This is a genomic window from Bradyrhizobium jicamae (assembly GCF_018130695.1).
Classification (GTDB): Bacteria; Pseudomonadota; Alphaproteobacteria; order Rhizobiales; family Xanthobacteraceae; genus Bradyrhizobium; species Bradyrhizobium jicamae_B.
The window spans coordinates 213,376-239,708 of record NZ_JAFCJX010000007.1 but is presented as its reverse complement, the minus strand read 5'-3'; the positions used below and the strand labels follow the sequence as shown (position 1 = coordinate 239,708).

Below are 26,333 nucleotides of genomic sequence, written 5' to 3'. Positions count from 1 at the left end.
AATGCCCAACCGATGAGCCTGCGCACCCGGCTATTGATTCTCGTGATCGCCGCAATGCTGGTGCCGGCCATCCTCGTCGGACTGCGCTTCGTCCAGAACCGCACCAGCGATATCGACGCGGCGCTGGCCAATTTGTCGGCCACCGCCAACGATCTCGCCGGCGAGCTCGACGAGAAGATCCAGGGCACGGCGCAGCTGCATTACGGCCTCGCCCGCGCCCGTGACCTCGACACCTCGGACAAGGCGGCCTGCTCGGCCTTCCTGTCCGCGGTGCGCGAGGAATACCGCCAGTTCACGGGCATCCTGACCATCAATCCGGACGGCAGCCTGTTCTGCGATTCCCTGCGCACCGACCGCACGCTCGATCTGCGCGATCGCGCCTATTTCAAGCAGGCGCTGGTCACGACCGGCGCGGTCGCGCTGGAGCCGGTGTTCGGCCGGCTGACCAACATCTCCGTGCTGCAGATCGCCTATCCCGTGCGTGCGGAATCCGGCGCGCTGAAATTCATCCTGCTCGCCTCACTCAATCTGAAGAAATTCGTCGAGGACCACGACAAGCGCCTCTTGAGCGGCACCGAGATCCTGCTGGTCGCCCGCAAGGGCATGGTGCTGGTCCCGCCCCAGCGCAAGGACTGGAGCATCCCGGCCGGTGGATCGATGGCCGATACGGACCTGTTCCGTTTTGCGGCCGCGGCGAGCAGCGAGCCCTCTCGCGAGGTGATCGACCAGGACGGCCGCATCCATGTGTGGGCGGTCGCGCGCGCGCCGGCGGTCCACGACGCCGGGCTCATCATCATGGTCGGCCGCTCCAAGGATGGTCTCGTGGCCGCCGCCAACCGCCGGCTCTATGAGGACCTGGCGATGCTCACGGTGGCCTCACTGCTGCTGTTTGCCGGCGTCTGGCTGCTCGCGACCCTGAGCGTCGGCCGCCAGGTCGGCCGCCTCGCCGCGATGGCGACCAGCCTCGGCCGCGGCGATCTCGGCGCGCGGATCGCCCCGCCGCACCCGCGCGGCGAGCTCGGCGGCCTGATGACCCTGCTCAACGGCACTGCGGAAGCGCTGGAGCAACAGCGCACCGCGATCGACGAGCTGAACCAGAAGCTCACGCAATCGCAGAAGATGGAGGCGATGGGCCAGCTCACCGGCGGCGTCGCGCATGACTTCAACAATCTGCTCACCGTGATCCTCGGCAATGCCGAGCATCTCGCCGACAAGCTCACGGCGAACAAGGAGCTGCACCAGATCGCCGACAGCATCGCGACCGCCGCCGAGCGCGGCTCGGATCTGACGCGCAGCCTGCTCGCCTTCGCGCGCCGCCAGCCGCTGATGCCGCAGGACATCGACATCGGCCGCAAGATCCTCGGCATGGAGCCATTGCTGCGGCGGACGCTCGGCGAGCACATCGAGTGCGAATTCGACCTCGATCAGGGCCTGTGGCCGGCGAGCGTCGATCCCGGGCAGTTGGCGGCGGCGCTGCTCAACCTGGTGCTGAATGCGCGCGATGCGATGCCGCAAGGCGGCAGGCTGACGGTCGACGTCAAGAACGCCTCGCTCGGCGATCACGATCTCGACGTCAATGGCGAGGCGCTGCGCGGCGACTATGTCGTGATCACCGTGACCGATACCGGCACCGGCATGACCGCGGAGACGGCAAGCCGCGCCTTCGAGCCGTTCTTCACCACCAAGGAAGTCGGCAAGGGCACTGGCCTCGGCCTCAGCATGGTCTACGGCTTTGCCCAGCAATCGGGCGGATCGATCCAGATCCAGTCCGAACCCGGCCAAGGCACGACGATCAAGCTGTTCTTCCCGCGCGCGGACCTTCCCCACGCGACCCTAGCGCCCGCGCCGCGCCGGCCGGCCGCACCGGCCGGCGTTGAGACCATCCTCGTCGTGGAAGACGACGACATGCTGCGGGCCTATGTCGAAGGCGAGTTGAAGGCGCTCGGCTATCGCGTCGTCGCGGCGCGCAACGCGCCCGCAGCACTCGAAATCCTGCGCAGCGGCGAGACCGTGCATCTGCTGTTTTCGGACGTCGTGATGCCCGGCGGCATGTTCGGCCCGGAGCTCGCGCGCGAAGCGTCCCGGCTGCGGCCGGAGCTGAAGATACTGCTGACGTCCGGCTACAGCGAGCAACCGGTCGAGGCGCGCGACGGGCTCGGCCGGGAGATCAGGATCCTGAACAAGCCCTATCACCGGCATGATATGGCGGTGATGCTGCGCGCGGTGCTGCAGCCGAGCTGACCGGCTCCGCCATCAGAATGTCAACAGCACCGCCACGGCGAAATTGGCCACGAACAGCGTCGCATCGATGACGAAGATCCGCAGCATCGGCCCCTTCAGCACCGGCCAATAGGCCACGCCGACGCGGCCTCCGCGCAGCAGGATCGGCACGTTGTAGACGAATTGGCTGAAGTGACAGGCGGCGAAGAACAGGAACAATGCGAGCTGCGCTTCGACGGCAGCGAAGAAGGCCGGCCGCACCGCCAGCAGATAGAGCGACAGCAGGCCGATCGGCAGGTTCATGCCGCCGAGAAAGGCAACGCTCGCCTGCAAGGTCGGCGCGATCGGATTGCCGCGCTCCTCGCGCGGCACCAAGATCTTCAGCGTATTGCCCTGCGCGATGCTGAACTGGATGAAGGCGCCGCCGAACCAGAGCGCATTGAGCAGCAGGATGAAGTCCGCAAGGCGCATGGTTATTTTCCGTAGAAGGCTTCGCTGCGCACGACGCGGCCGGCAGCATCAAAATCCATGAATTCGCTCGCCCTGGTATCGCCGAGCTGCCACCACACCGTCAGGCGCGCAATCGCGGCGTCCCAGCTCCAGTTGATGATCTTCAAATCCGCGCTCGGGATGTGGCCGTATGCCTTGCGCCAATAGGCGCGGATGTTCCCGGCGCCCGCAACGACCGGCGAGCCGGTCAAGGTGAGCGCGAGCGGGCTGCGCATCTCGGCCTGCTCGGCAAAATGCGCGACCACGGCGTCGATATCGACCTTGCACCAGCTCGCGCGCCACGCCTCGACGAAGCGGCCGGCTGCCGCCCTGTCCATGACCTGCCCGTCCACGCCGCGTCTCTCCCCGTGAATTGACCGGGACAATGGCACGGCAAATCTCTAACGTCAACAAAGTTGACTTTAAGAGATCAATTGTTGTCGGCGATGGCTCCCATGACGGCCATCCATGATGCAGCACTGCTCTCGCCAACATGGTCGAATGCCGCGCGCAACACCTTGCGTTCATGACCCGACGCGCGCGCCTCGATCCGCTGTCCCTCCGCCGTCAGACGCAGCAATTTGGTGCGATGCTGCTCGGCCGAGCGCGTCGACGTCAGGAGGCCGCGCTCCAGCAACAGGTTGAGCGGCCGGTTCAGCGCCTGCTTGGAAATACCGAGCACCTCGATCAGCGCACCGATCGAAATGTCGGGCTGCCGTGCGACGACATAGAGAATGCGGTGATGCGGCCGCGACAGGCCGAGCGATTCAAGATACGCATCGGCCGCGAGCGTCATGCCGCGCCAGCCGTAATACATCAGCTCGAGCGCCGCATCGAGATCGTGCAGCTTGGTGAGCGAGGCGCGATGCAGGCCCGCAGCGCGCTTGGCAGTCTTCTTCATGTTATCCCCAAAACCTAGCCCAGCGCGCGCAATTCGCGACGCAGCACCTTGCCGGTCGCGGTCATCGGCAGGCTGTCGGCGAATCGCACGAAGCGCGGATATTCATGCGCGGCAAGCTGCACCTTGACGAACTCCTGGATCTCGCGCGCCAGCGTGTCGCTTGCGGTGAAGCCCGGGCGCAGCACGATCCAGGCCTTGATCGATTCGGTGCGGATCGGATCGGGAATGCCGACCACCGCCGACATCGCGACCGCCGGATGCTTCATCAACGTGTGCTCGATCTCGGAAGGGCCGACGCGGTAGCCGGCGGTGGTGATGACGTCGTCCTCGCGGCTGACGTACCAGAAATAGCCGTCCTCATCCTGCACGCCGAGATCGCCGGTGAGCAGGAATTCGCCGGCGTATTTTTTCGCGGTCGCCTCCGGATTGCGCCAGTATTCGATCATGGTGCAGGGACAGGGCTGGCGCACGCCAATGATGCCGCGCGTGCCCCGCGGCAATTCCTCGCCCTTGTCGTTGACGATTCGGACGTCGAAGCCCGGCGTGGCGCGGCCCATCGAACCCGGGCGGATCGGAAACAGGTTGGAGTTGCTGCCGATCACCAGATTGCATTCGGTCTGGCCGAACACCTCATGGGCGTCGATGCCGAAGGTGTCGCGCACCCAGCCCAAAAGTTCGCCGCCGAGCGACTCGCCACCGGTGAAGATGCTGCGCAGCTTCACGCCGGGATTCTTGACGCCCGCCTGCCGCATCAGCTTCAGCGCGGTCGGCGGCAGGAACACGTTGCGGATGGAGAGATCCGCCATCATCTGCATCGCCGCCTGCGGCTCGAATTTTCGCGCGCGGTGACCGACCAGGGGAATGCCGTGGTACCAGAATGCGAACACGCCGTTGATGAGGCCGCCGATCCAGGCCCAGTCCGCCGGCGTCCACATCAGGTCGCCGGGCTTCGGCAGAAAATTGTGGCACATCTCGACATTGGGCAGATGGCCGAGCACGACACGATGCGCATGCAGCGCGCCCTTGGGATTTCCCGTCGTGCCCGAGGTGTAGATGATCAGGCCGGGATCGTCGGCTGACGTGTCGACGGTCGCGAACTCCGGCGAGGCCGCCTTGAGGGAAGCCCAGAACGGTTTCGTGCCCGCGGGCACGCGCTCACCGATCACATAGACATTCCTGAGCGACGGCAGCCGGTCGCGGATCTTGCTCAGCTTCTCCCAGCCGGCCGCATCGGTGATGATGGCTTTCGCCTCCGAATTCGACAGGCGGAATTCCAGCGCGTCCTCGCCGAACAGCGCGAACAGCGGGATCGAGATCATCGCCGAGCGGAACGCGGCGAGATGCGCGATCGGCAGCTCCAGCGATTGCGACAGGAACACCGCGACACGGTCGCCGCGCGCCAGACCATCGGCCTTCAGCACATTGGCGAAACGCCGCGAGTGCTCGGCGACCTCATCGAACGAGGTCCGCGTGATGCCGCCGTCCTCGTCGACATAGACCAGCGCAAGCCGGCCCGTGCCGTCGGCATGGCGATCGCAGCAGGCGGTCGCGATGTTGAACCGCGCAGGCACGTCCCAACGGAAATTGCGATAGAGCTCGTCGTAGGTACTGGCTTCGGTGAGCATTCCGTCCCTCGTCGTCCACCCCATCTTGCGAAGGGTGCAGTGAGGGACGTTAGCGAAAAGCGCGCGACGACAAAAGCGCCGCCTCAGGCCGCATGGGCCGATACTTCCTTGAAGGTACCGTGAAACTGCTGAAAGCCGAGATCGGGATTGGTGATGTTGGTGATGATGGTGCCGCGGGCGTAGTCCTCGACATGCACGACTGTGGTCTTGTCGGATTCCTGCCAGGTCACCAGGAACAGGTCGAGCCCGATCTCCTCCGTCCTGATCGTCACGGTCTCACTGTCGCCCGGCGAACCGTCGGGATTCTCGACCGTATAGGTGAGCGAGGTGTCGGAGGTGAAGCTCAGGATGACCTTGAAGGCGGCGAAGTCGACCCGATAGGTCCGTCCCGCGCCGGAAAAAGCGGCCATGGCATTCTCCAAATACCTTCAAAATATGCGCGATGATAACACCTTACTTAAGGTTGTTCTACACGAAATAGACAAGCTGCTCTGCGGCCGTGCGGCGCAGCTCATGTCAATCATCAGTTACCTTGCATATAGCGGACGGGATTCTCGCCGTCCGCCCTGACGATGGCGGCGGCCTCCGCAAACAGCTCGGCCACCGCTGCGGTTTTCAAATCGTCGAATGCTGCAAAGCTGAAATTGTTGCCGCCCATCCGCAGCTCGCCGAGCCGGCCGGCATAGCAGGGAACCAGCGGCTTGCCGTCCCGCGTCACTGCGACATAGACGCTGATGTAGTTCTTCTGCAGCGCGACGCCGATCACCGGCCATGACGCCGTCTTGCCGGACTTGATGGCGTAGCGAAACCGGCCGTAGCCAATCATGCTCATGCGCATACCGGCCTCACCGGCCGGCGTGCCCGCATGGAAATGCCGCTGCAGCGACGGCGCGGTCTGGCGCATCAGCGCATGCAGCTGTCCGAGATCGGCCGTGCGATCGGGATCGAACGCGAGATAGGCCTCCAGACTGTCCGCAGTGACACGAAACATCGGAAGGCCGCTCCGACTATCCCGACAGCGCGGCCTTCACCAGGCCGCTCGCCTTGCCGAAATCCATCTGGCCGGCATATTTGCCGCGCAGCACGCCGATCACCTTGCCCATGTCCTTCATGCCGGCGGCACCTGTCTCGGCGATCGCCGCCGAGATCGCGGCCTTCACCTCGTCGTCGGACATCTGCTTCGGCAGATAGGCGGAGATCACGGCGATCTCCTCGCGCTCCTGGGCTGCGAGCTCGGCGCGCCCGCCCTTGTCGTAGAGCTCGACCGATTCCTGGCGCTGCTTGATCATCTTCTGCAGCACGCCGAGCACGTCGGCATCGGACAGCGGCGGCTTGCCCTGCCCGCGCGCCTCGATGTCGGCGTTCTTGAGGGTCGAATTGACCATGCGCAGCGTGGAGAGCTTGCGCTCGTCCTTCGCCTTCATCGCCTCCTTGACCGCAGTGTTGATGTCGTCGCGCAGCATGGCCTTGCACCCTCAAATGAACGAACCCACCATCTAGGCGGTTCGGTCCGCCAGAACAACCGATTCCCCGGCCGCCCGGCCCGGACGACCCGGGGCCAACGGGTCATTTTTGGCAACAAACCGCCCCCAGCGGGGAACTTTCGAACAAAAGGCCGCACCTGCAGGCCCGACCAGGCGGAAATGCCGTGTGAATCCGCCCCCTTTCGCTTTGACGCGGCAGGGCGCGGCCACTATTGAAGGGGCTCATGACAACCCCTGAAAACGCCTTGGCCTGGCCGGACCACAAACCGACCGCGCTCCTCGTGCTCGCCGATGGCACCGTGCTGGAAGGCTTTGGCCTCGGCGCGGAAGGCCACGCCGTTGGTGAAGTCTGCTTCAACACCGCGATGACCGGCTATGAGGAGATCCTCACCGATCCCTCCTATGCCGGGCAGCTCATCACCTTCACCTTTCCGCATATCGGCAACGTCGGCACCAACGACGAGGATATCGAGACGGTGAACATGGCCGCGACGCCGGGCGCGCGCGGCGTGATCCTGCGCACCGCGATCACGGATCCCTCGAACTACCGCGCCACCAAGCATCTCGACCAGTGGCTGAAGGCGCGCGGCATCATCGGCCTCTCGGGCATCGACACCCGCGCGCTCACCGCGCTGATCCGCAGCAAGGGCATGCCGAACGCGGTGATCGCCCATTCGAAGAGCGGCGAGTTCGACCTGCATGGCCTGAAGGAAGAGGCGCGCGAATGGCCCGGCCTCGAAGGCATGGACCTGGTGCCGATGGTCACCTCCGGCCAGCGTTTCACCTGGGACGAGACGCCCTGGGAATGGAATCAGGGCTTTGGCCGGCAGGACAAACCTGAATTCAACGTGGTCGCGATCGACTACGGCATCAAGCGCAACATCCTGCGCCTGCTCGCCGGCGTCGGCTGCAATGTGACCGTTGTGCCGGCGACGACCTCGGCCGAAGACATTCTCGCGATGAAGCCCGATGGCGTGTTCCTGTCGAACGGCCCCGGCGATCCCGCTGCGACCGGCAAATACGCCGTGCCTGTGATCCAGCAGGTGATCAAGTCCGGCACGCCGACCTTCGGCATCTGCCTCGGCCACCAGATGCTCGGCCTCGCGGTCGGTGCGAAAACCAAGAAGATGCATCAGGGTCATCACGGCGCCAATCACCCCGTCAAGGACGAGACCACCGGCAAGGTCGAGATCACCTCGATGAACCACGGCTTTGCGGTGGACGAAAAGACGCTGCCTGATGGCGCGACGCAGACCCACATCTCGCTGTTCGACGGCTCCAATTGCGGCATCCAGCTCGACGGCAAGCCGGTGTTCTCGGTGCAGTACCATCCCGAAGCCTCACCGGGTCCGCGCGACTCGCATTATCTGTTCCAGCGCTTTGCCGATTTGATGCGGCAGCAGAAAAAGAGCGCGGCGTAACCCTCGTGCCCCGGATGCGGCGTGGTGCGCCGCTGATCCGGGGCCCATCCACCGCTCCCGATTTTTTGGCTGACATGGGTCCCGGCTCTGCGGAGCAGCGTTGCACGCTGCACCGCGTCCGGGACAAGATGCTTGTGTTCATTGCATCGCAGGACCAGCCGACATGACCGACAGCCCCGCCCCGCAGGTCCAGTATGGCGTGACGCCGATCGAGGTGATGGCGTCGATGTCGGGGCTCGACTTCGTCCGCGCGATTTTCGCCCGCACCCTGCCCGAGCCGCCGATCATGGAGAACGTCGCGCCGTTCGACTGCACGGCCGAGCAGGGTGTCGTGGTCATCCACAGCGTGCCGGGCTTGCGGCATTACAACCCGATCGGCTCGGTGCATGGCGGCTACGCCGCGATCCTGCTCGACTCCGCGATGGGCCTTGCGGTGCAGACCACGCTGCCGAAGGGCTTTGGCTACACCACGCTGGAGTTCAAGATCTCCTTCGTCCGCGGCATGAGCAAGGACACCGGCACCGTCCGCACCGAAGGCAAAGTGCTCAACGCAGGCCGCCGCGTCGCGACCGCGGAAGCGCGCATCACCGACGACAAGGGCAAGCTCGTCGCGCATGCCACGACGACGTGCCTGGTGTTCGAGCTGCCGAAAGGAACGTGAGGCGCGGCAAATTTCTGTGAATTTGCAGGGTGGGCAAAGCGACAGCGTGCCCACCATCACGAGCACGCCGAAGATGGTGGGCACGTCGCTTCGCTCCTTTGCCCACCCTACAACTTAGGAACGTGAGGCGCTGACTTCGGGTTGATCTACGCGTAAAATTCAGCGCGCGCGGAGGAAGCCATGTCGGTTGTGAAAGCAGGCGCCGAACCAATCGCCATCGTCTTCGAAGACGACGGCCTCGTGCCGAACAATCCCCTGCCATTCCTGGTCTACAAGGCTGCGGTCGACATCAGCAGCCGCCCCGAGGAAACCATCGAGCGCCTGTTCGGCGGCAATGGCTGGGGCGCGATGTGGCGGAACGGCGTCTATGACTTCCTGCACTACCACGCGACGGTGCATGAGGTGCTCGGCGTCAGCAGGGGCAGCGCGCGGGTGCAGTTCGGCGGCGAACGCGGCCGCGCGCTGGACATCTCGGCCGGCGACGTCGCGATCCTGCCGGCCGGTACCGGCCATCAACTGATAGCGGCGAGCGACGATTTCTGCGTGGTCGGCGCCTATCCGCCGGGCCCGCCGATGGATCTGGTGCGGCCGACGCCGGAGGCCCACGCGAAGGCGCTGAAGACGATCCCGCTGGTTGCGGTGCCCAGGACCGATCCGGTGATGGGCGCGAACGGGCCGCTGGTCCGGCTGTGGACGGCCGGCGTCCGATAACGCGCACGGTGCTGTGGGCCTGCCACGGCCGTTGAAGCGCCGCTGACCGTTCGGCTCCAATCACGATCGCCACGAAAAAACCTTGATCTATGTCAGGGCGCGCCGCGGCTTTTTGCGCCCCGATGACAGCGTTCAAGAGGCGGGCTCCTCTCTCCGGGTGAGACAGGCTTTCCGCGTCCACTGCCGCACGCCTGCGAATCTTCAAGCCACGTGAAGGTCACGAGCAACCACAACGGACACCAGAAGAGGAGAATTCGACATGCTTCGAGGAATTCCGACGCTGACATTATCTCTCTGTCTCGCCGCAGCGGCCGCGCCTGCGGCCCTGGCCCAGACGGCACCGGCCATCACCGAGCAAGAGGCGCACGCCATCGCGGTGGACGCCTATGTCTATTTCTATCCGCTCCTGTCGATGGACATCACGCGAAAGCAGTTCACCAATGCCGAGCCCGGCAAGGACAACTTCAAGGGCCCGATGAACACATTCGTCAATGTGCCCGAATACCCGCCGGCGGATTTCAAGGGCGTGGTGCGGTCCAACTTCGACACACTCTATTCCTCTTCGTGGCTGGACATGACCAGGGAGCCGGTCGTCATCTCGGTCCCCGACACCAACGGACGCTTCTACCTGATGCCGATGCTCGACATGTGGACGGATGTGTTTGCGTCACCCGGCTGGCGCACGACCGGCACCAAGGCGGGCACGTTCCTGGTGACGCCGCCTGGCTGGCGGCCCGATCTGCGCGAGCGGTTTGCCGAGGAATTCAGGCTCCCGGCCGACACCCAGCGGATCGACGCGCCGACGCCCTATGTCTGGATCATCGGGCGTACCAAGACGGATGGCCCGCCGGACTATGATGTGGTTCGCAAGATCCAGGCCGGCTACAAGGTCTCGCCGCTGTCGGAGTTCGGCAAGACGCCGAAGCCGATCGAGGTCAAGATCGATCCCAGCGTCGACATGAAGACGGCGCCGAAAGTGCAGGTCGATACGATGTCGGCCGGCGTCTACTTCGCGCGCGCGGCCGAGTTGCTCAAGCTTCATCCGCCGCATATCACCGATGAGCCGATCATCGCGCAGATGAAGAGGATCGGCATCGAGCCCGGCAAGAGCTTCGACATCGGCAAGCTCGATCCGGTCCTGCAGCGGGCGCTGGATACCGCGCCGCAGGACGGCCAGAAGCTGATGGCATGGAAGGTGCCGACGCTGGCGCGTGTCGTGAACGGCTGGTCGATGAACACCGACACGATGGGTGTTTACGGCAACTACTATTTGAAGCGTGCCATCGTCGCGCAGGTCGGGCTTGGCGCCAACCTGCCGGAGGATGCGATCTATCCGCTCAATCTCGCCGACAACACCGGCAAGCCGCTCGACGGGGCCAACAAATACACGATCACGTTCGAGAAGGGCGCCGCTCCGCCGGTCAATGCCTTCTGGTCGATCACGCTCTACGACCAGGATGGCTTCCAGGTCGGCAACCCGCTGAACCGCTTCGCGGTGAGCAGCTGGATGCCGTTCAAACACAACCCCGACGGCTCGCTCGAGATTTACTTCCAGAACGAGAGTCCGGGCGCGGACAAGGAAGCCAACTGGCTTCCGGCACCGAAGGGAGCCTTCAACCTGACCATGCGGCTCTACGGCCCGAAAACGGAGGCGCTGACCGGAAAGTGGAATCCCCCACCGGTCGAGCGAGCGCAGACGACAGTGGGTCTGTCGGCTCAGTAAACGTCGCCCGCACCGACTGCTGCCGAGCGGCCGGACGATGGGCTTTCCGAAGCAATCCAGAGCGAATAGCTCTGGATTGTTTCCTTGCTGCGGACACGGTTCGCACCGCGTTGCGAATTTTTCTAGCGGCTTCGGACGGTTCGCACGGTAGAGTGCCGCCGCGGCGCGTGCCATGCCTGGCGCGGCCGAGGATGGAGCAACAGCAATGTCCACCACCTTCGAGCCGATCACCGCGGTGATCGGCGGCGTCCTGATCGGCTTTTCCGCCGTCATGCTGATGGCGATCAGCGGCCGGATCGCCGGCGTCAGCGGCATCGCCGCGCGCCTGTTGCCGCCGGTGATCGACCGCGACTGGCCCGGCCGCCTCGCCTTCCTCGCCGGTCTCGTCGCCGCGCCCCTGCTTTGGCGGCTGGCGAACGGCGAGTGGCCGCCGCAGACGATAGCCACCGACGGCACAATGCTCGCCGTCGCAGGCGTGCTGGTCGGCTTCGGCTCGGTCTGGGGCAATGGCTGCACCTCCGGCCACGGCGTCTGCGGCATCTCGCGGCTGTCCGTGCGCTCGATCGTCGCCACGCTCGCCTTCATGGTCACGGGCGTTGCGACCACCTTCGTCGTCCGCCACCTGCTCTGAGGCACGCCATGTCGATGCTCTTCCAGTTCACCATTGGCCTCGTGTTCGGCGGCGGGCTGCTGGTCTCCGGCATGTCGAATCCGGCCAAGGTTTTGAACTTCCTCGACCTCGCCGCGATCCGCACCGGCAGCTGGGATCCGAGCCTGATGTTCGTGATGCTGGGCGCCGTCGCGACCGCGTTCATCGGCTATCGCCTGGTGCTGAAGCGGCCGCGGCCACTGCTGGCCGAGAGCTTTCAGCTGCCGACCAAAAGCGATCTCGACCAGCGCATCATCGCAGGCCCTGCGATCTTCGGCATCGGCTGGGGCCTTGCCGGCTTCTGTCCGGGGCCGGCCTTCGTCGCGCTCGGCTATGGCACAAGCGCGTCCGTGCTGTTCGTGATCGCGATGCTGATTGGAATGGCTGGCGCGCGGATGCTCGCCGAGCGGCAGCCGACGCTGGTAACGCCGTCTTACGAGTGAAGGATCAGGACAGCCTGAGCTGCCACGACACGCCGAACCTGTCGGCCACCCAGCCGAACTTGCGCGCGAACGGATATGGGCCAAGCGGCATCATCGTCTGCCCGCCATCGCCGAGCTGGCGAACAGCGCATCGATCTCCGCCTCGTCAGCGCAATCGACGAACAGCGACATCGAAGGCGTGAAAGTGAAGCCGTGCCTGGCGGGGCTGTCGATGCCCATGAAGGTCTGGCCGGCGAGCGCGAACGTCGCCTGCTTCACCGTGCCTTCCTTACCGGGCCCTTCGCTGCCGTAACGGGTGATGCCGGTGATCGCGCCGTCCGGGAACAGCGAGACGTAGAAGTTCATCGCCTGTTCGCAGTTGCCCTCGAACATCAGGAAGGTTTTGATTTTCTGGGTCATCGATCGCTACCTCTCGATATCCGAGGCCGACATCGCGGCCTTGCGGACATCGGACGGCGTCGCGCCGTTGACGCGGCGAAACGTCCGATTGAAATATGACAGGTCGCTGAAGCCCGCCTCATAAGCGATCTGCGTGATACTCAGGCGATCATACCTCCGATCAGTCAACATGCGAAGCGCCTTCGCCAATCGCTGCGCGAGGACGAAGGCCGAGAACGAGCTGCCGGCCTGCTCGAACAACCGGCGCAACTGACGCTGCGAGATTCCGTGGTTTGCAGCGATCGTGCCGGCCGACAGGTCGTGGCGGCCGAGCGCCAAAATGATATCCGACCTGATCGCGCTCAAGCGGACGTCCTCCTCGCTGCGCCGCCTTGCGGCGTCCGCGCGGTCTCCCCGCGCGCCGACCGCCAGCGCGGCGAGGTCCATGATATGGGCAGACACACTGTCGGCAAGTCGCGGCGACACCAGGTCGCCGCTGGACTGCAAAAGCTCGACATATCTGCCTAGCAGACGAAGCGCACGATTGCCGGCCGGAATTGACTGGCCCAACCTCGACGAAAAATCCGGAACGATCGCCGCGATCAGCGTCCGCGGCAGCGCCAGTGTGATGAAGCTGCCGCGGGTATGCAGCGTGCTCGTCGACGCATCGGTTGACGTCAGGAGGCAGGCGCTGCCGACGCCGATGGCGGTCTCCTTGCCGAACTGCGTGACGGTTGCCGATCCGCTGCGCAGCATCGAGAGAACGATCGTGTCCCGGCTCCTGCTCGCCAGCGCCCGGGTGACCCGGTAATGCGCCGCCGAGCGAGAGCCGACGGCTATACCGACGCCGGGCAGCGCATGAAACGTCACGTCGGCATGGAACGGCATATTGCCGATCGGCTCGATGTCGAAATTGCCGATATTGCGCCCGTAGATCTCGCGCCACATCGCGAGGCGCTTGTCTTGAGGAAAGGCCAGCGTCGAAATGTGGACGGGGCGGAACGGCGCCGGATTCAAATATCCTCTCCTGCGATCGATGGTCGTTCCAATTGGGTCGACAGACGATCGAATTCGGTTCGAACAATCCTCTGGTTGCCGTGTGGTCCGGATCGGCAGGGCCGCACAGTCCAAGCGGTGCAGCCCTCCCGCCCCTAAATGTCGGACCTGCATCCATTTGCGGATGAAAGGGGTGGGCATGATTGCAAATCGAATGGTCGTAGCGCTGGTTCTGGCCGGCATCGTTGGCGTTCAGGCGGAGGCATTTTCCGCCGATCTGCCGCCGGGGACGCTGGTGACCAAGGCGCCAGCCAGTGTCGCCTACCGCTGGACCGGTTGCTATGTCGGCGCCAATGTCGGCGGCGGCTCCGGCCGGACGAGCTTCACCGACGTGAGGCCGATGCTTGCATCACCGCTCGACCTCGGCAGCGAGCGCACCAGCGGCGCGCTCGGCGGCGGCCAGGTCGGTTGCGATTATCAGGCGGGCGGCTGGGTGTTCGGCGTTCAGGGCCTCTACGACGCCAGTGACCTCAAGGGCAGCCATCAGCTCGTCCCCGGACCGGCCGATCCGCGATTCCCCAACATCTACGATCTCAGTTCGCGAATGTCGTGGTTCGCAACGGCGACCGCTCGCGTCGGCTACGCCATCCAGCCGCAAATCCTGATCTATGCCAAAGGCGGCGCGGCCTGGACGCAATCGACCGTCGACTATGCCGTGACCGGGATGGGCATCACCAGTCCCTATGCGGGGGCCGGATCGCACACCGGCTGGACAGCGGGAGGCGGTGTCGAATATCTGCTTGCGCCAAACTGGTCGCTGTTCGCCGAGTATAACTATCTGGATTTCGGATCGACGACGCCCACGCTGCAAGGCAACGGAGCGGCGGCCGGCTTCACGACGCCGATCCAGCTGACCCGCCGGATCGACACCGCGATGTTCGGCGTCAACTACCGCTTCGGTCCGTTGGGGCCGTAGCGGAGTCTACGCCGCGTTGCTGCCTTCCTGGCGGCTGGCTTCGAACAGGAACCAGGTGCGGCGCTCGGTTTCGTCGATGAAGACTTCGAGCAGGCTTGCGCTGCCGGAATCCTCATGCTCGTCGCAAAGCTTGTGCGCCTTGCGCATCGCCGCCGCCATCTGCTTGTTGTCCTCCATCAGCTCGCGCAGCATTTCGCGCGGCGGCACGTAGGACTCGTTGTTGTCCTGAATGGTCTGCAGCTTGGCGATCTGACCGATCGACTTCAAGGTCGAACCGCCGAGCTTGCGGACGCGCTCGGCAAGCTGGTCGGTGGTGCCGAAGATCGCTTCCGACTGCTGGTCCAGCATCAGATGGTAGTCGTTGAAATGCCGGCCGCTGACGTGCCAGTGGAAGTTCTTGGTCTTCAGGTAAAGCGCGAAGGCATCGGCCAGCAGCGTGTTCAGCGCGGCCGAGATCTTCTCGACCGCCGCCGGCGGCAGGTCGCTTGGCGTATCCAGATCGGGTGAAATTTTGTCGGACTTGGCTTTGCTCACGGTGGACCTTCCTGTTACCTAGCGGGGCGTTTCAAGGACGGGTTCGGGCGCATTGGACGCCGTATTGGACAACGGCCTGCGAACGTCCTAACGCATCACCCACCCGCATGTTCCTGGCCCAGGAACTGCTTGAAGAGCCTCCTCGCCGGACGAATGCCGCTATGGACGACTGGATCGATTATTACGATTCCACGCATACGATTTATGTCAGCAAGCGGCATCGCGACCTGCATTTCGATGAGATCGCGCGCGACATCATCGGCTACATCTCCTCGCCGGACGCGGTGGTGCTCGACTACGCCTGTGGCGAGGCGCTCTCGGCGTCGCGCGTGGCGGATGCCTGCGCCATGCTCTATCTCGCCGAACCCGCACCGGGCGTGCGCGGCCGGCTGATCGCGCGCTTCGCGCCCAATACGAAAATCCGCGTCCGCTCGCTCGATGACCTTCGCAAGATGGCCGACGATTCCGTCGATCTCGTCGTGATGAATTCGGTCGCGCAATACATGACGCCGAACGAGCTGGACTCGGCCTTCGACGTCATCCACCGCATCCTCAAACCCTCCGGTCGCTTCGTACTCGGCGACATCCTGCGGCCCGAAGTCGGCATGGCCAAGGACGTGCTGGCGCTGCTGCGCTTCGCCGCCCGCCACGGCTTCCTGCGCGATGCCCTGATCGGCCTCGTCAGCACGGCGCTGTCGGACTACCGGCAACTGCGCAACAAGATCGGCCTGCAGCGCTATCGCGAGGACGAGATGATCGCCAAGCTCACCGCCGCCGGCCTGTCCGCGACGCGCGCCCCGCGCAACATCGGTCACAATCCGTGGCGTATGACCTTCGTCGCGCGCCATCCGATCTGACTTGTTTTGACGCGTTGTCTTCACGCGAACCGGCGTCCACCTCGCCTGAAACGCTCGGGCGCGACAGTTAGGGTTAATCAAAGGTAAGCGTGGCTGGCCCTGCCGGAATGGGCAAAGATGCTCTCGGCCCGGTGGCGGAATGGAAGCGTCGACGCGGCAGTGATGCATCACTGTTTATCCTGGTTCAAATCCAGGCCGGGCCTCCAGCCTTCGCTGCTATCGCAGCTTCGGCTCGGCAAGCCTTCTGGTAGCGAAGGCTGCCGCGGCGTAGCCCGCAGGGCGAAGCCGGGCTAAGGCAAGCCGCTCAGCCTCTCACTTTCAATCCGCCTCAACCACCTCGCACTCGACAGAAAGCTGCAGCCGATCGGCGTCCTTGGCCGCGGAACAGAGCACCGCATCGAGCAGGCCCGGAAAACGCGCCTCGAGATCCTCGCGGCGCAGCCGCATGAAGCGGTTGGTGCCGACGACGCGGGTTAGCATCAGGCCGGATTCGCGCAGCTTGGCGAAGTGATACGCAAGGTTGGATTTGCCGGCGAGCCCATTGAAGTCGCCGCAGCGGAGTTCGCTGCTGACACGTTCCTGCTGAGCGAGCTGGTAGACGATTGCCAGACGGATCGGATCGCTCAGGCAATCCAGAACCAGCGGCAGCTCGATCTGCTCGCGGGCGGGATGGTGGGGTGTGCGGCTCATGGTCGGGAATCATAGCGATCTCGCTACAATGTTCAATAGTTCTTGAACTAATTGACACCAGAGCCACCGCGTTTGATAGTTCAATAAACGTTGAACATCGAGGTATTTCCAATGAGCGTGTTCTGGCTGGCCCTGGCGGCCTTTGCGATCGGCACGGAAAGCTTTGTCATTGCAGGGCTTTTGCCCGCGATCGCCAACGACCTCGCAATTTCGGTCCCGGCCGCCGGCCAGTTGGTCACCGCCTATGCCCTCACCTATGCCGTGGGCTCGCCGATTCTCGCGGTGGCGCTGAACAACATCGACCGCCGCACCGTGCTGGCGCTGGCGCTATCGACCTTCATCGCCGGAAACCTCTTCGCCGTGGTGGCCTCGGGCTATTTCCTGCTGCTGGCCTCGCGAATGCTGATGGCGATGGGCGCCGGACTGTGCATGCCGACCGCGCTCGCGGTGTCGGTGGCGGTCGCAGCACCCGAACGCCGCGGCCGCGCGGTGGCGCTGGTCACCTCCGGCCTCACCATCGCAACCGTCGTCGGCGTCCCCCTCGGCAATCTCGTCGGCAGCCTGCTCGGCTGGCGTGCGACCTTTGCCATGGTCGCCGCGATCGGTGCTGTCGCGCTCGCCGGCCTGCTGTTCGGCCTGCCCCGTGGCCTGCCGCGCAACACGGCCTCGCTCGCCGAGCGGCTCGCTGTGGCGCGTCACAACAACGTTCTGATTGCACTTCTGATCACGGTTTTATGGGCACTCGGCGGCTTTACGGTTTTCACCTATTTTGCCGTGCCGTTGCATGGTCTCGGCTTCGATGCCTCCCAGATCAGCCTGGCGCTGCTGGTCTTCGGAGCCGCCGCCGCGATCGGGAACATGCTCGGCGGCATCATGGCCGATCGGCTCGGTACGCTCACCACCGCGGCATTGGGGCTTGCCGGCATGGCAAGTTCGCTGATCCTGCATTCGCTGATCCTGAAGCTGATGCCGGGGCAGGCGCATTATGCGGTGCTCGGCACGATCTTCCTCTGGGGCATCTCGGGCTGGGCGTTCTATCCCGCGCAGGTCGCCAGCATCATCCGGATCGAGCCGCAGGCCTCGATGATCGCGCTCTCGCTCAACGCCTCGTCGATGTATCTCGGCTTCGCCATCGGCGGGGCGCTCGGTGGCACGGTGCTCGCGACCCTGTCGCCGGCCGACCTCGGCTGGGTCGGCGGATCGAGCGTCGCGGCAGCACTTCTGGTGCATCTCCTCCGTGGCTGGCGGGCGCTGCCGAAACCCGCGAAAATTGCCGGTTGATGGGCGTTTTTCGGGGTTTCGCCACCCCGAAAACTGGTCTAAGACCCACCCGCGCGCGAGGGATCGCGCTCCTAGGCCCGAGGGACGCGCGACCAGCGCGCCCTTTTTTTGTGCCCAAAATCCAGTCCGCGAGAGCTGATGCCCAAAAGAACCGACATCTCCACGATCCTGATCATCGGCGCCGGCCCCATCGTGATCGGCCAGGCCTGCGAATTCGACTATTCGGGCACCCAGGCGGTCAAGACGCTGAAGGAAGAGGGCTATCGGATCGTCCTGGTCAATTCCAACCCGGCGACGATCATGACCGACCCGGAGCTGGCGGATGCGACCTATATCGAGCCGATCACCCCGGAAATCGTTGCCAAGATCATCGAGAAGGAGCGCCACGTCACCCCGGGCGGCTTCGCGCTGCTGCCGACCATGGGCGGCCAGACCGCGCTGAACTGCGCGCTCTCGCTGCGCCGCCAGGGCACGCTGGAGAAGTTCGACGTCGAGATGATCGGCGCCACCGCCGACGCCATCGACAAGGCCGAGGATCGCCAGCTGTTCCGCGAGGCCATGACCAAGATCGGGCTCGAGACGCCGAAGTCGCGGCTCGCCAATGCCTCGGCGCTGAAGAAATCCTTCCGCGACAAATACCTCGCCGAGCGCGAGACGCTGACGGGCGCCGCGCGCGAAGAGTGCGAGCGGCAATGGACGCTCGGCGAGAGCGACCGCCGCAAGCGCTACCAGGAATATGCGCTGGGCCAGGCGATGATGGCGCTGTCCGAGATCGGCCTGCCCGCGATCATCCGTCCCTCCTTCACCATGGGCGGCACCGGCGGCGGCATCGCCTACAACAAGGAAGAGTTCCTCGACATCATCGAGCGCGGCCTCGATGCGTCTCCGACCAACGAAGTGCTGATCGAGGAATCCGTGCTCGGCTGGAAAGAGTACGAGATGGAGGTGGTGCGCGACAAGAACGACAATTGCATCATCGTCTGCTCGATCGAGAACCTCGATCCGATGGGCGTGCACACCGGCGATTCCATCACGGTGGCGCCGGCGCTGACGCTGACCGACAAGGAATACCAGATCATGCGCGACGCCTCGCTGGCGGTGCTGCGCGAGATCGGCGTGGAGACCGGCGGCTCCAACGTGCAGTTCGGCCTCAATCCGGCCGACGGCCGCATGGTCGTGATCGAGATGAATCCGCGTGTTTCTCGTTCTTCGGCGTTGGCATCGAAGGCCACCGGCTTCCCGATCGCCAAGGTCGCCGCCAAGCTCGCGATCGGCTACACGCTCGATGAGATCGCCAACGATATCACCGGCGGCGCGACGCCGGCCTCATTCGAGCCGACGATTGACTACGTTGTGACCAAGGTGCCGCGCTTTGCGTTCGAGAAATTCCCCGGCGCCTCGCACACGCTGACGACCTCGATGAAGTCGGTCGGCGAAGTCATGGCGATCGGCCGCACCTTCCAGGAAAGCCTGCAGAAGGCGTTGCGCGGGCTCGAGACCGGCCTCACCGGCCTCGACGAGATCGAGATCGAGGGCCTCGGCCGCGACGACGACAAGAACGCGATCCGCGCAGCGCTCGGCACGCCGACGCCGAACCGCATCCTGCAGGTCGCGCAGGCGATGCGGCTCGGCTGGACCAACGAGGAGATCTTCAACTCCTGCAAGATCGATCCCTGGTTCCTCAGCGAGATGCGCGGCATCGTCGACATGGAGGAGAAGGTCCGCAAGCACGGCCTGCCGGGCAACGCCTTCGGCATGCGCACGCTCAAGACCATGGGCTTCTCGGATGCGCGGCTCGCGGTGCTGGTGGCGTCGACGGAAGCCGAGGTGACCGCAAAGCGTCATGCGCTGGGCGTCCGCCCGGTCTACAAGCGCATCGACACCTGCGCGGCCGAGTTCGCCTCGCCGACCGCCTACATGTATTCGTCCTACGAGGCGCCGTTCGCGGGCGCGCCGGCGGACGAGAGCATGCCGTCGGACAAGAAGAAGGTCATCATCCTCGGCGGCGGTCCGAACCGTATCGGCCAGGGTATCGAGTTCGACTATTGCTGCTGTCATGCCTGCTTCGCGCTGCATGACGCCGGCTACGAATCCATCATGGTCAACTGCAACCCGGAAACGGTGTCGACCGACTACGACACCGCCGACCGGCTCTATTTCGAGCCGCTCACCGCCGAGGACGTGCTGGAGATCATCGACCGGGAGCGCAGCAACGGCACGCTGCACGGCGTCATCGTGCAGTTCGGCGGCCAGACCCCGCTGAAGCTGGCGCGTGCGCTGGAAGCGGCCGACGTGCCGATCCTCGGCACCTCGCCCGACGCGATCGACCTTGCGGAAGACCGCGACCGCTTCAAGCGCGTGCTCGACAAGCTGCGTCTGAAGCAGCCGAAGAACGGCATCGCCTACTCGGTCGAGCAGGCCCGCCTCGTCTCCGCCGACCTCGGCCTGCCGCTGGTGGTGCGCCCGTCCTACGTGCTCGGCGGCCGCGCGATGCAGATCATCCGCGAGGAGAACCAGCTCAACGATTATCTGCTCGGCACGCTGCCCGAGTTGGTGCCGGCCGACGTCAAGGCGCGCTACCCGAACGACAAGACCGGGCAGATCAACACCGTGCTCGGCAAGAACCCGCTGCTGTTCGACCGCTACCTGTCGGACGCGACCGAAGTCGACGTCGACTGCCTCTCCGACGGCAAGGACACCTTCATCGTCGGCATCATGGAGCACATCGAGGAAGCCGGCATCCATTCCGGCGACTCGGCCTGCTCGCTGCCGCCGCATTCGCTCGACAACGGGATGATCGAGGAGCTGGAGCGGCAGACCCGCGAGCTCGCGCTCGGCCTCGACGTGGTCGGCCTGATGAACGTGCAATACGCCATCAAGGACGGCGAGATCTACGTGCTCGAGGTCAATCCGCGCGCCTCGCGCACGGTGCCGTTCGTCGCCAAGGTGATCGGCACGCCGGTCGCCAAGATCGCCGCGCGCATCATGGCCGGCGAGAAGCTCGCCGACTTCAAGCTGAAGAAGAAGAAGCTCGATCACGTCGGCGTCAAGGAATCGGTCTTCCCGTTCGCGCGCTTCCCGGGTGTCGACACCGTGCTCGGGCCGGAGATGCGCTCGACCGGCGAGGTGATGGGCATCGACCGCTCGTTCGAGGTCGCGTTCGCCAAGAGCCAGCTCGGCGGCGGTACGCGCGTGCCGCGGCAGGGCACCGTGTTCGTCTCGGTGCGCGAGGATGACAAGACCCGCATTGCCGATGCCGTGCGCCTGCTGCACGGATTAGGCTTCAAGGTGATGGCGACATCGGGCACCCAGCGCTTCCTCGCGGACAATGGCGTGCCGACAGAAAAGGTGAACAAGGTGCTGGAGGGCCGGCCGCACATCGTCGACGCGATCACCAATGGTGATGTTCAGCTGGTCTTCAATACCACTGAAGGCCCGCAGGCGCTGGCCGACAGCCGATCGCTGCGGCGGGCTGCCCTCTTGCATAAAGTGCCGTATTACACCACTCTTTCCGGTGCGGTGGCGGCAGCGCAGGGGGTCCGGGCCTATCGGGACGGGGACCTTGAGGTCCGCACGCTTCAGAGCTACTTTTCCGAAAGCTGACCGCAACCCGGGCGAAAATGCCCCGACGCGGTCAGCGCTTAGCCGTACGGCTGGAACTCACCGCGCGATTGGATGTTGTCACGGCCCTTAGCGGGGCCGAAAATCACTGGGCTTCCGGGCTCCTTTTCGAGTCCTGATCCTGCGTTAGACTGAACTGGTTGGTACGTGCACCCATCTAAAGGAATGCACGACTGAAGGACGAAAATGATGGAAAAGGTTCCGATGACAGCGGGCGGCTATGCCGCACTGACGGACGAGCTCAAGAAGCGCCAGTCGGAGGATCGTCCGCGCATCATCGAACACATCGCGGAGGCGCGCTCGCACGGCGACCTCTCGGAAAACGCCGAGTATCACGCGGCGAAAGAAGAACAGTCGCACAATGAGGGCCGCATCGCCGAGCTCGAGGACAAGCTCGCGCGCGCCGATATCATCGACATCTCGAAACTGTCCGGCGATACCATCAAGTTCGGCGCCACCGTGACGCTGGTCGACGAGGACACCGAGAAGAAGGCGGTGTGGCAGATCGTCGGCGAGGTCGAGGCCGACGCCAAGAAGGGCCGCATCTCCATCACCTCGCCCCTGGCGCGCGCGCTGATCGGCAAGAAGAAGGGCACCACCGTCGAGGTGGTGGCGCCCGGCGGCGCCAAGGCCTACGAGATCACCAAGGTCGAGTGGCGATAGATTCGTTCTACGTTTCGTTGTGAAAAAAGCCGCGTCCTGGACGCGGCTTTTTTGTTGCGCCGAGGCGACACGATGTCGCCTCACGTCCCCCTGACGGGATTGTGAATTGGCGGCGGCGCGTCGCCTATCCTAGTCAGGCGCGTGATATGATTATGAAGTATAACTAAGTTACCTGAAGGAAACCGGCGTGCCTCACCGCACGCAATGATCCATCGGGGGCGGTGTTGACATCATGGCGGAGACACACACGGTGTATTCCGCTTCGTGCAATGTTCCAGCGTGTCAAACAGGGGGTCAATGACAATGGACCAGACGTTCTCCAAATTTCAGCCGGTCGTGCTGAGCCTTTTCCGATTCATCACGGGGCTGCTGCTGTTTCAGTACGGCGTCGCCAAGATCTTCAAGTTTCCGGTGCTGCCCTACTTCGCCAACATCCCGCCGCTGATCACGACCGCCGGCGCGATCGAGCTGATCCTCGGTGCGCTCCTGATGATCGGCCTGTTCTCGCGGATCGTGGCGTTCATCCTGTCGGGTGAAATGGCCTTCGCCTATTTCCTCGGCCACATGTTCAAGAAGCCGGAGGAGCCGGTGTTCCTGCCGCTGCTCAATGGCGGCACCGCGGCGATCCTGTTCTGCTTCGCCTGCCTCTATCTCGCGACCTCGGGCCCCGGCCCGATCAGCGTCGACGAGATGCGGAAGAAGTAACTCGAGCGACCATTCGTCTTGAAAGAAGCGATCCAGGGCCATCCGCGCTGGGTCGCTTTTTCATTTGCCTCAGCCCACAGCCTTCAGATCGAGCGGCACCGCGGCTTCATATTTCGAATTGTGCAGCACCAGCGACGTCCTGACGTTGCGCACGTTCGGTGCGGCGGTCAGGTGCGTGACGAAATCCTGGAACGTCGCCATATCAGGCGCGACGCATTTCAGGATGAAGTCGACCTCGCCCGACAGCATCCAGCATTCGCGCACCAGCGGTTCGCTGCGCACGAAGGTCTCGAACGCGCGCAAATCGGCATCAGCCTGGCTCGACAAATGGACCGAGGCGAACACCGTGACGTCGAAGCCGAGCCGGCGCGGGTCGAGCAGCCCGCGGTAACCCTGGATGTAGCCTTCCTCCTCCAGTGTCCGGACCCGCCGCAGACACGGCGGCGGCGAAATCCCGACCCGTTTGGCGAGTTCCACGTTGGTGATTCGGCCGTCGGCCTGGATTTCGGCGAGGATTTTGAGGTCGATCTCGTCAAGGTTCTTCGACACGCGACTTGAGTTCCCTTGAGTTCCCTGGGGGAATTGCAGATTTGGCGATTTGCCGGCAACTCTCATAGCGCAGGCAGCGCACCTTGCGCAATTTTATTGCGCGTGCAGCGCACGATTTCGCTGATACGACTTCAGTTCCGGGGAAAAATCGCGGCTATGGATTGCAATTCTTGCATAGCTCACCAGATATCATAGACTTCAGGGGCGATTTCAGCGCTGCCGCGACGCATTTCCGGAGCGCCTTCCCGCACAAGTCATCATCAAAGTCCCCAACGGAGAGGGATCTGCTAATGCCCGCGCCTATCCACGCCAAGGTCGTCATCATCGGGTCCGGCCCCGCCGGTTACACCGCAGCGATCTACGCGGCGCGCGCGATGCTCGAGCCGATCCTGATCCAGGGCATCCAGCCGGGCGGCCAGCTCACCATCACCACCGACGTCGAGAACTATCCGGGCTTTGCCGACGTCATCCAGGGCCCCTGGCTGATGGAGCAGATGGAGAAACAGGCGGTCCATGTCGGCACCAAGATCGTCTCCGACCTCGTCAACAAGCTCGAGCTCGGCCAGCGGCCGTTCCGCCTGACCTGCGACAGCGGAGATATCTACATTGCCGAGACCGTGATCCTCGCCACCGGCGCACAGGCGCGCTGGCTCGGGATACCGTCGGAAGGCAAATTCCAGGGCGGCGGCGTCTCGGCCTGCGCCACCTGCGATGGCTTCTTCTACCGCAACAAGGAAGTCGTGGTGGTCGGCGGCGGCAACACCGCGGTCGAGGAGGCGCTGTACCTCACCAACCACGCTTCGCAGGTCACCATCGTGCACCGCCGCGATCACTTCCGCGCCGAGCGCATCCTGCAGGAGCGCCTGTTCAAGCACCCGAAGATCAAAGTGGTTTGGGACTCGACGCTCGACGAGATCTGCGGCACCGAGAACCCGAACAAGGTCACTCATGTTCGTTTAAAGAACGTCAAGACCGGCACGCTGACCGACGTGCCGACCGACGGCGTCTTCATCGCTATCGGTCATGCGCCGGCGACGGAGCTCGTCAAAGGCCAGATCAAACTCAAACCGTCCGGCTATGTCGAGGTGGCGCCGAATTCGACCGCGACCTCGGTCCCCGGGCTGTTCGCCGCGGGCGACGTGGCGGACGAAACCTACCGACAGGCCGTCACGGCCGCCGGCCTCGGCTGCATGGCCGCACTCGAGGCTGAACGTTTCCTGGCTCTTCGCGCGAGCGATCGCGCAGCGGCGGAGTAGTCATGCCAAGATCACGCGACGGATTTACGGATATGGATTGGGACAAGCTGAAGGTGTTTCACGCAGCGGCGGAAGCGGGCAGCTTCACGCATGCCGGCGAGCAGCTTGGACTTTCGCAATCGGCGGTCTCCCGCCAGGTCTCGGCGCTGGAGCAGGAGCTGGCGGTCTCGCTGTTCCATCGCCACGCCCGCGGCCTGATCCTCACCGAGCAGGGCGACCTCTTGTTCCGCACCGCGCATGACGTGTTCATGCAGCTGCAGGCGGCGCGTGCCAAACTCACCGACAGCCGCGAGCGGCCGAGCGGCGATCTCAAGATCACGACGCCGCCCGCGCTTGGCATCAACTGGCTGATCCCGCGGCTCGACGAGTTCACCGCGCTCTATCCGGACATCCGGATCTCGCTGATCGTCACCGACGAGGATCTCGATCTGTCGATGCGCGAGGCGGACGTTGCGATCCGCACCCGCAAGCCGACCCAGCCGGACCTGATCCAGCGCAAGCTGTTCTCGATCGGCTTCCATGCCTATTGCTCGCCGGAATACATCAAGCGCTTCGGCACGCCGCGGACGCTCGACGATCTCGACTCGCACCGCATCATCATGCTCGGCGATGCCCAGGTGCCCTCGCATCTGCAGAATCGCAGCTGGCTGGTCGACGCCGGCCGGAACGGCTCCGGTCCGCGCGAGGCCTACTTCAAGGTCAACAACATCCTCGGTCTCGTCCGCGCCTGCCAGCAGGGCCTCGGCATTGCTGCGCTGCCGGATTACCTGGTCGAAGAGAACAACCGCCTGGTGCAGTTGTTCGGCGAGTCCGACTCGATCGCGCTCGACACCTACTTCGTCTATCCCGAGGAATTGAAGACGGTCGCGCGCGTGCAGGTGTTCCGCGACTTCGTCGTCAGCAAGGCGCAGCGCTGGCCCTCGTAAAGAGCCTCGCTTTTCAAGGCATTCATCCCGCTCCGGCCTCGCGCCAGAGCGGGATTTTTTGTAAGCGCCAGAGCATGATCCGGAAAAGTGTGAAGCGGTTTTCCGAAAAGGTCATGCTCAAAAACAAAGAGCCAAAGCGCGATCTCATCGCGCTTTGGTGCCGGTTTTTCCCGATCTTTCGCGGATTAGCGGCCCTTATGCCCCAACTCTCCGCATGTCTGACATGCGGCATGCATAGTTGCCGCATGCGGTTGATGAGGATCATAGTGTCAACACGCTGAGCAGTCGCGCTGCGCATATGTCCCCCTCCTCCAGTGGTGCGGATGTTCAGTAATCCCTCTTGGAAGGTGATTGTGTCGGCCTCACGTGGCCAATACCTAAGCCGGGCTCTTATGGGCCCGGCTTTTTTTCTGTGTGGCGGCACGATGCGTGCACGCATTGACAACTCAAGCGCGTGCCCGCATCATTGTCCCATGATCACGATTTCGTGCGCCGCTCTGTTCTCGAAAAAAGCTCCCCATCCGGGGGCACGAGGTCGCGCGCGATAAGATCACTTCGCAGTTTGACGATCCCG

29 protein-coding genes and 1 tRNA gene are annotated in these 26,333 nt (G+C 64.2%); 16 read left to right on the top strand and 14 right to left on the bottom strand.

Annotation, left to right across the window (positions count from 1 at the left end):
- Nucleotides 1-12 precede the first annotated feature (12 nt).
- Nucleotides 13-2,241: an ATP-binding protein gene (locus tag JQ604_RS12540; protein WP_212357637.1), complete on the top strand. Its 2,229-nt coding sequence runs from the start codon at nucleotides 13-15 to the stop codon at nucleotides 2,239-2,241.
- Between the two features lie 12 nt (nucleotides 2,242-2,253).
- Here JQ604_RS12540 and JQ604_RS12535 read toward each other — a convergent pair whose 3' ends face one another.
- From JQ604_RS12535 to JQ604_RS12505, 7 genes are all read right to left on the bottom strand, one after another.
- Complete coding sequence (locus JQ604_RS12535; RefSeq protein ID WP_212357634.1) at nucleotides 2,254-2,691, bottom strand: hypothetical protein; 438 nt, start codon at nucleotides 2,689-2,691, stop codon at nucleotides 2,254-2,256.
- Between the two features lie 2 nt (nucleotides 2,692-2,693).
- Nucleotides 2,694-3,047, bottom strand: a complete 354-nt coding sequence (locus JQ604_RS12530) for a hypothetical protein (protein ID WP_212357781.1) — start codon at nucleotides 3,045-3,047, stop codon at nucleotides 2,694-2,696.
- 92 nt (nucleotides 3,048-3,139) lie between these two features.
- On the bottom strand, nucleotides 3,140-3,610 hold the full coding sequence (locus JQ604_RS12525) for a MarR family winged helix-turn-helix transcriptional regulator (protein WP_212357631.1): 471 nt from the start codon (nucleotides 3,608-3,610) through the stop codon (nucleotides 3,140-3,142).
- 14 nt (nucleotides 3,611-3,624) lie between these two features.
- Entirely contained in the window at nucleotides 3,625-5,235 is a 1,611-nt protein-coding gene (locus JQ604_RS12520; RefSeq protein ID WP_212357628.1) for an acyl-CoA synthetase, read from the bottom strand.
- 83 nt (nucleotides 5,236-5,318) lie between these two features.
- Nucleotides 5,319-5,645, bottom strand: a complete 327-nt coding sequence (locus JQ604_RS12515) for a MoaF-related domain-containing protein (protein ID WP_212357626.1) — start codon at nucleotides 5,643-5,645, stop codon at nucleotides 5,319-5,321.
- 113 nt (nucleotides 5,646-5,758) lie between these two features.
- On the bottom strand, nucleotides 5,759-6,226 hold the full coding sequence (locus JQ604_RS12510; RefSeq protein WP_212357623.1) for a hypothetical protein: 468 nt from the start codon (nucleotides 6,224-6,226) through the stop codon (nucleotides 5,759-5,761).
- 16 nt (nucleotides 6,227-6,242) lie between these two features.
- On the bottom strand, nucleotides 6,243-6,698 hold the full coding sequence (locus JQ604_RS12505) for a GatB/YqeY domain-containing protein (protein ID WP_212357620.1): 456 nt from the start codon (nucleotides 6,696-6,698) through the stop codon (nucleotides 6,243-6,245).
- Between the two features lie 245 nt (nucleotides 6,699-6,943).
- Here JQ604_RS12505 and carA point away from each other — a divergent pair, with 245 nt between their 5' ends.
- From carA to JQ604_RS12475, 6 genes are all read left to right on the top strand, one after another.
- Nucleotides 6,944-8,140, top strand: a complete 1,197-nt coding sequence (gene carA, locus JQ604_RS12500) for a glutamine-hydrolyzing carbamoyl-phosphate synthase small subunit (protein ID WP_212357617.1) — start codon at nucleotides 6,944-6,946, stop codon at nucleotides 8,138-8,140.
- Nucleotides 8,141-8,303: 163 nt separating this feature from the next.
- A complete protein-coding gene (locus tag JQ604_RS12495; protein ID WP_212357615.1) occupies nucleotides 8,304-8,801 on the top strand; it encodes a PaaI family thioesterase in 498 nt (165 codons plus the stop codon).
- A 180-nt stretch (nucleotides 8,802-8,981) separates the two neighbouring features.
- Entirely contained in the window at nucleotides 8,982-9,512 is a 531-nt protein-coding gene (locus JQ604_RS12490; protein ID WP_212357612.1) for a cupin domain-containing protein, read from the top strand.
- Between the two features lie 259 nt (nucleotides 9,513-9,771).
- A complete protein-coding gene (locus JQ604_RS12485) occupies nucleotides 9,772-11,235 on the top strand; it encodes a DUF1254 domain-containing protein (protein ID WP_212357609.1) in 1,464 nt (487 codons plus the stop codon).
- A 205-nt stretch (nucleotides 11,236-11,440) separates the two neighbouring features.
- Nucleotides 11,441-11,866, top strand: a complete 426-nt coding sequence (locus tag JQ604_RS12480; RefSeq protein ID WP_212357606.1) for a YeeE/YedE family protein — start codon at nucleotides 11,441-11,443, stop codon at nucleotides 11,864-11,866.
- A gap of 8 nt (nucleotides 11,867-11,874) precedes the next feature.
- Nucleotides 11,875-12,327, top strand: a complete 453-nt coding sequence (locus JQ604_RS12475) for a YeeE/YedE family protein (RefSeq protein ID WP_212357603.1) — start codon at nucleotides 11,875-11,877, stop codon at nucleotides 12,325-12,327.
- Nucleotides 12,328-12,331: 4 nt separating this feature from the next.
- Here JQ604_RS12475 and JQ604_RS41860 read toward each other — a convergent pair whose 3' ends face one another.
- The 3 genes from JQ604_RS41860 to JQ604_RS12465 are packed head-to-tail and all read right to left on the bottom strand — an operon-like array spanning nucleotide 12,332 to nucleotide 13,944.
- Nucleotides 12,332-12,418, bottom strand: coding sequence for a VOC family protein (locus tag JQ604_RS41860; protein ID WP_283817984.1), 87 nt, complete (start codon nucleotides 12,416-12,418; stop codon nucleotides 12,332-12,334).
- Nucleotides 12,418-12,726 (bottom strand): VOC family protein, encoded by a 309-nt coding sequence (locus JQ604_RS12470; protein ID WP_249158212.1) that lies wholly within the window; start codon nucleotides 12,724-12,726, stop codon nucleotides 12,418-12,420. The genes JQ604_RS41860 and JQ604_RS12470 overlap by 1 nt, the downstream gene beginning before the upstream one ends.
- A 6-nt stretch (nucleotides 12,727-12,732) precedes the next feature.
- Nucleotides 12,733-13,944 carry a helix-turn-helix domain-containing protein gene (locus JQ604_RS12465; RefSeq protein ID WP_212357601.1) on the bottom strand — a complete coding sequence of 404 codons (1,212 nt, stop codon included), beginning with the start codon at nucleotides 13,942-13,944 and terminating at the stop codon, nucleotides 12,733-12,735.
- On the opposite strand from JQ604_RS12465, the gene JQ604_RS12460 reads away from it, so the two are divergent.
- Nucleotides 13,901-14,677, top strand: a complete 777-nt coding sequence (locus JQ604_RS12460; protein ID WP_212357599.1) for an outer membrane protein — start codon at nucleotides 13,901-13,903, stop codon at nucleotides 14,675-14,677. The two genes, JQ604_RS12465 and JQ604_RS12460, sit on opposite strands and share 44 nt — an antisense overlap.
- A 6-nt stretch (nucleotides 14,678-14,683) precedes the next feature.
- On the opposite strand, the gene JQ604_RS12455 is transcribed toward JQ604_RS12460, so the two are convergent.
- Nucleotides 14,684-15,211, bottom strand: coding sequence for a Dps family protein (locus JQ604_RS12455; protein ID WP_212357597.1), 528 nt, complete (start codon nucleotides 15,209-15,211; stop codon nucleotides 14,684-14,686).
- A gap of 161 nt (nucleotides 15,212-15,372) precedes the next feature.
- Between JQ604_RS12455 and JQ604_RS12450 the strand changes: the two genes are divergently transcribed.
- Together JQ604_RS12450 and JQ604_RS12445 are read left to right on the top strand one after the other, a co-directional pair.
- Nucleotides 15,373-16,068, top strand: coding sequence for a class I SAM-dependent methyltransferase (locus JQ604_RS12450; protein ID WP_212357595.1), 696 nt, complete (start codon nucleotides 15,373-15,375; stop codon nucleotides 16,066-16,068).
- Between the two features lie 125 nt (nucleotides 16,069-16,193).
- Nucleotides 16,194-16,274 (top strand) — tRNA-OTHER (locus JQ604_RS12445).
- A 112-nt stretch (nucleotides 16,275-16,386) separates the two neighbouring features.
- Here the strand turns inward: JQ604_RS12445 and JQ604_RS12440 are convergent.
- Nucleotides 16,387-16,758, bottom strand: a complete 372-nt coding sequence (locus JQ604_RS12440; RefSeq protein ID WP_212357593.1) for an ArsR/SmtB family transcription factor — start codon at nucleotides 16,756-16,758, stop codon at nucleotides 16,387-16,389.
- 111 nt (nucleotides 16,759-16,869) lie between these two features.
- Between JQ604_RS12440 and JQ604_RS12435 the strand changes: the two genes are divergently transcribed.
- The 4 genes from JQ604_RS12435 (at nucleotide 16,870) to JQ604_RS12420 (ending at nucleotide 23,028) form a co-directional block, all read left to right on the top strand.
- Nucleotides 16,870-18,039 (top strand): MFS transporter, encoded by a 1,170-nt coding sequence (locus JQ604_RS12435; protein ID WP_212357591.1) that lies wholly within the window; start codon nucleotides 16,870-16,872, stop codon nucleotides 18,037-18,039.
- 138 nt (nucleotides 18,040-18,177) lie between these two features.
- Entirely contained in the window at nucleotides 18,178-21,642 is a 3,465-nt protein-coding gene (gene carB / locus JQ604_RS12430; RefSeq protein WP_212357589.1) for a carbamoyl-phosphate synthase large subunit, read from the top strand.
- 207 nt (nucleotides 21,643-21,849) lie between these two features.
- A complete protein-coding gene (gene greA / locus JQ604_RS12425) occupies nucleotides 21,850-22,323 on the top strand; it encodes a transcription elongation factor GreA (RefSeq protein ID WP_212357587.1) in 474 nt (157 codons plus the stop codon).
- A 303-nt stretch (nucleotides 22,324-22,626) separates the two neighbouring features.
- The gene (locus JQ604_RS12420; protein ID WP_212357585.1) at nucleotides 22,627-23,028 is read left to right on the top strand and encodes a DoxX family protein; all 402 of its coding nucleotides are present in this window, start codon (nucleotides 22,627-22,629) and stop codon (nucleotides 23,026-23,028) included.
- A gap of 69 nt (nucleotides 23,029-23,097) precedes the next feature.
- Here the strand turns inward: JQ604_RS12420 and JQ604_RS12415 are convergent, their stop codons facing one another.
- Nucleotides 23,098-23,577, bottom strand: coding sequence for an Lrp/AsnC family transcriptional regulator (locus tag JQ604_RS12415; protein WP_212357583.1), 480 nt, complete (start codon nucleotides 23,575-23,577; stop codon nucleotides 23,098-23,100).
- A gap of 290 nt (nucleotides 23,578-23,867) precedes the next feature.
- Between JQ604_RS12415 and trxB the strand changes: the two genes are divergently transcribed.
- Both trxB and JQ604_RS12405 read left to right on the top strand, forming a co-directional pair.
- Nucleotides 23,868-24,833: a thioredoxin-disulfide reductase gene (gene trxB, locus JQ604_RS12410; RefSeq protein WP_212357578.1), complete on the top strand. Its 966-nt coding sequence runs from the start codon at nucleotides 23,868-23,870 to the stop codon at nucleotides 24,831-24,833.
- A gap of 2 nt (nucleotides 24,834-24,835) precedes the next feature.
- A complete protein-coding gene (locus JQ604_RS12405; RefSeq protein WP_212357563.1) occupies nucleotides 24,836-25,759 on the top strand; it encodes a LysR family transcriptional regulator in 924 nt (307 codons plus the stop codon).
- Between the two features lie 22 nt (nucleotides 25,760-25,781).
- On the opposite strand, the gene JQ604_RS12400 is transcribed toward JQ604_RS12405, so the two are convergent.
- Complete coding sequence (locus tag JQ604_RS12400) at nucleotides 25,782-26,057, bottom strand: hypothetical protein (RefSeq protein WP_212357560.1); 276 nt, start codon at nucleotides 26,055-26,057, stop codon at nucleotides 25,782-25,784.
- Between the last annotated feature and the right edge of the window lie 276 nt (nucleotides 26,058-26,333).

What these genes read in the sequence shown, in the direction of transcription:
- JQ604_RS12490 (WP_212357612.1), top strand. Translation starts at nt 8,982, where the DNA reads ATGTCGGTTGTGAAAGCAGGCGCCGAACCAATCGCCATCGTCTTCGAA.
- JQ604_RS12505 (WP_212357620.1), bottom strand. Translation starts at nt 6,698, where the DNA reads ATGCTGCGCGACGACATCAACACTGCGGTCAAGGAGGCGATGAAGGCG.
- JQ604_RS12440 (WP_212357593.1), bottom strand. Translation starts at nt 16,758, where the DNA reads ATGAGCCGCACACCCCACCATCCCGCCCGCGAGCAGATCGAGCTGCCG.
- JQ604_RS12460 (WP_212357599.1), top strand. Translation starts at nt 13,901, where the DNA reads ATGATTGCAAATCGAATGGTCGTAGCGCTGGTTCTGGCCGGCATCGTT.
- JQ604_RS12450 (WP_212357595.1), top strand. Translation starts at nt 15,373, where the DNA reads ATGGACGACTGGATCGATTATTACGATTCCACGCATACGATTTATGTC.
- JQ604_RS12420 (WP_212357585.1), top strand. Translation starts at nt 22,627, where the DNA reads ATGGACCAGACGTTCTCCAAATTTCAGCCGGTCGTGCTGAGCCTTTTC.
- JQ604_RS12400 (WP_212357560.1), bottom strand. Translation starts at nt 26,057, where the DNA reads ATGCGCAGCGCGACTGCTCAGCGTGTTGACACTATGATCCTCATCAAC.
- JQ604_RS12510 (WP_212357623.1), bottom strand. Translation starts at nt 6,226, where the DNA reads ATGTTTCGTGTCACTGCGGACAGTCTGGAGGCCTATCTCGCGTTCGAT.
- JQ604_RS12530 (WP_212357781.1), bottom strand. Translation starts at nt 3,047, where the DNA reads ATGGACAGGGCGGCAGCCGGCCGCTTCGTCGAGGCGTGGCGCGCGAGC.
- JQ604_RS12405 (WP_212357563.1), top strand. Translation starts at nt 24,836, where the DNA reads ATGCCAAGATCACGCGACGGATTTACGGATATGGATTGGGACAAGCTG.
- JQ604_RS12525 (WP_212357631.1), bottom strand. Translation starts at nt 3,610, where the DNA reads ATGAAGAAGACTGCCAAGCGCGCTGCGGGCCTGCATCGCGCCTCGCTC.
- JQ604_RS12435 (WP_212357591.1), top strand. Translation starts at nt 16,870, where the DNA reads ATGAGCGTGTTCTGGCTGGCCCTGGCGGCCTTTGCGATCGGCACGGAA.
- JQ604_RS12475 (WP_212357603.1), top strand. Translation starts at nt 11,875, where the DNA reads ATGTCGATGCTCTTCCAGTTCACCATTGGCCTCGTGTTCGGCGGCGGG.
- JQ604_RS12485 (WP_212357609.1), top strand. Translation starts at nt 9,772, where the DNA reads ATGCTTCGAGGAATTCCGACGCTGACATTATCTCTCTGTCTCGCCGCA.
- JQ604_RS12480 (WP_212357606.1), top strand. Translation starts at nt 11,441, where the DNA reads ATGTCCACCACCTTCGAGCCGATCACCGCGGTGATCGGCGGCGTCCTG.
- JQ604_RS12535 (WP_212357634.1), bottom strand. Translation starts at nt 2,691, where the DNA reads ATGCGCCTTGCGGACTTCATCCTGCTGCTCAATGCGCTCTGGTTCGGC.
- JQ604_RS12495 (WP_212357615.1), top strand. Translation starts at nt 8,304, where the DNA reads ATGACCGACAGCCCCGCCCCGCAGGTCCAGTATGGCGTGACGCCGATC.
- JQ604_RS12465 (WP_212357601.1), bottom strand. Translation starts at nt 13,944, where the DNA reads ATGCCGGCCAGAACCAGCGCTACGACCATTCGATTTGCAATCATGCCC.
- greA (WP_212357587.1), top strand. Translation starts at nt 21,850, where the DNA reads ATGGAAAAGGTTCCGATGACAGCGGGCGGCTATGCCGCACTGACGGAC.
- carA (WP_212357617.1), top strand. Translation starts at nt 6,944, where the DNA reads ATGACAACCCCTGAAAACGCCTTGGCCTGGCCGGACCACAAACCGACC.
- JQ604_RS41860 (WP_283817984.1), bottom strand. Translation starts at nt 12,418, where the DNA reads ATGCCGCTTGGCCCATATCCGTTCGCGCGCAAGTTCGGCTGGGTGGCC.
- JQ604_RS12520 (WP_212357628.1), bottom strand. Translation starts at nt 5,235, where the DNA reads ATGCTCACCGAAGCCAGTACCTACGACGAGCTCTATCGCAATTTCCGT.
- JQ604_RS12540 (WP_212357637.1), top strand. Translation starts at nt 13, where the DNA reads ATGAGCCTGCGCACCCGGCTATTGATTCTCGTGATCGCCGCAATGCTG.
- trxB (WP_212357578.1), top strand. Translation starts at nt 23,868, where the DNA reads ATGCCCGCGCCTATCCACGCCAAGGTCGTCATCATCGGGTCCGGCCCC.
- JQ604_RS12470 (WP_249158212.1), bottom strand. Translation starts at nt 12,726, where the DNA reads ATGACCCAGAAAATCAAAACCTTCCTGATGTTCGAGGGCAACTGCGAA.
- carB (WP_212357589.1), top strand. Translation starts at nt 18,178, where the DNA reads ATGCCCAAAAGAACCGACATCTCCACGATCCTGATCATCGGCGCCGGC.
- JQ604_RS12515 (WP_212357626.1), bottom strand. Translation starts at nt 5,645, where the DNA reads ATGGCCGCTTTTTCCGGCGCGGGACGGACCTATCGGGTCGACTTCGCC.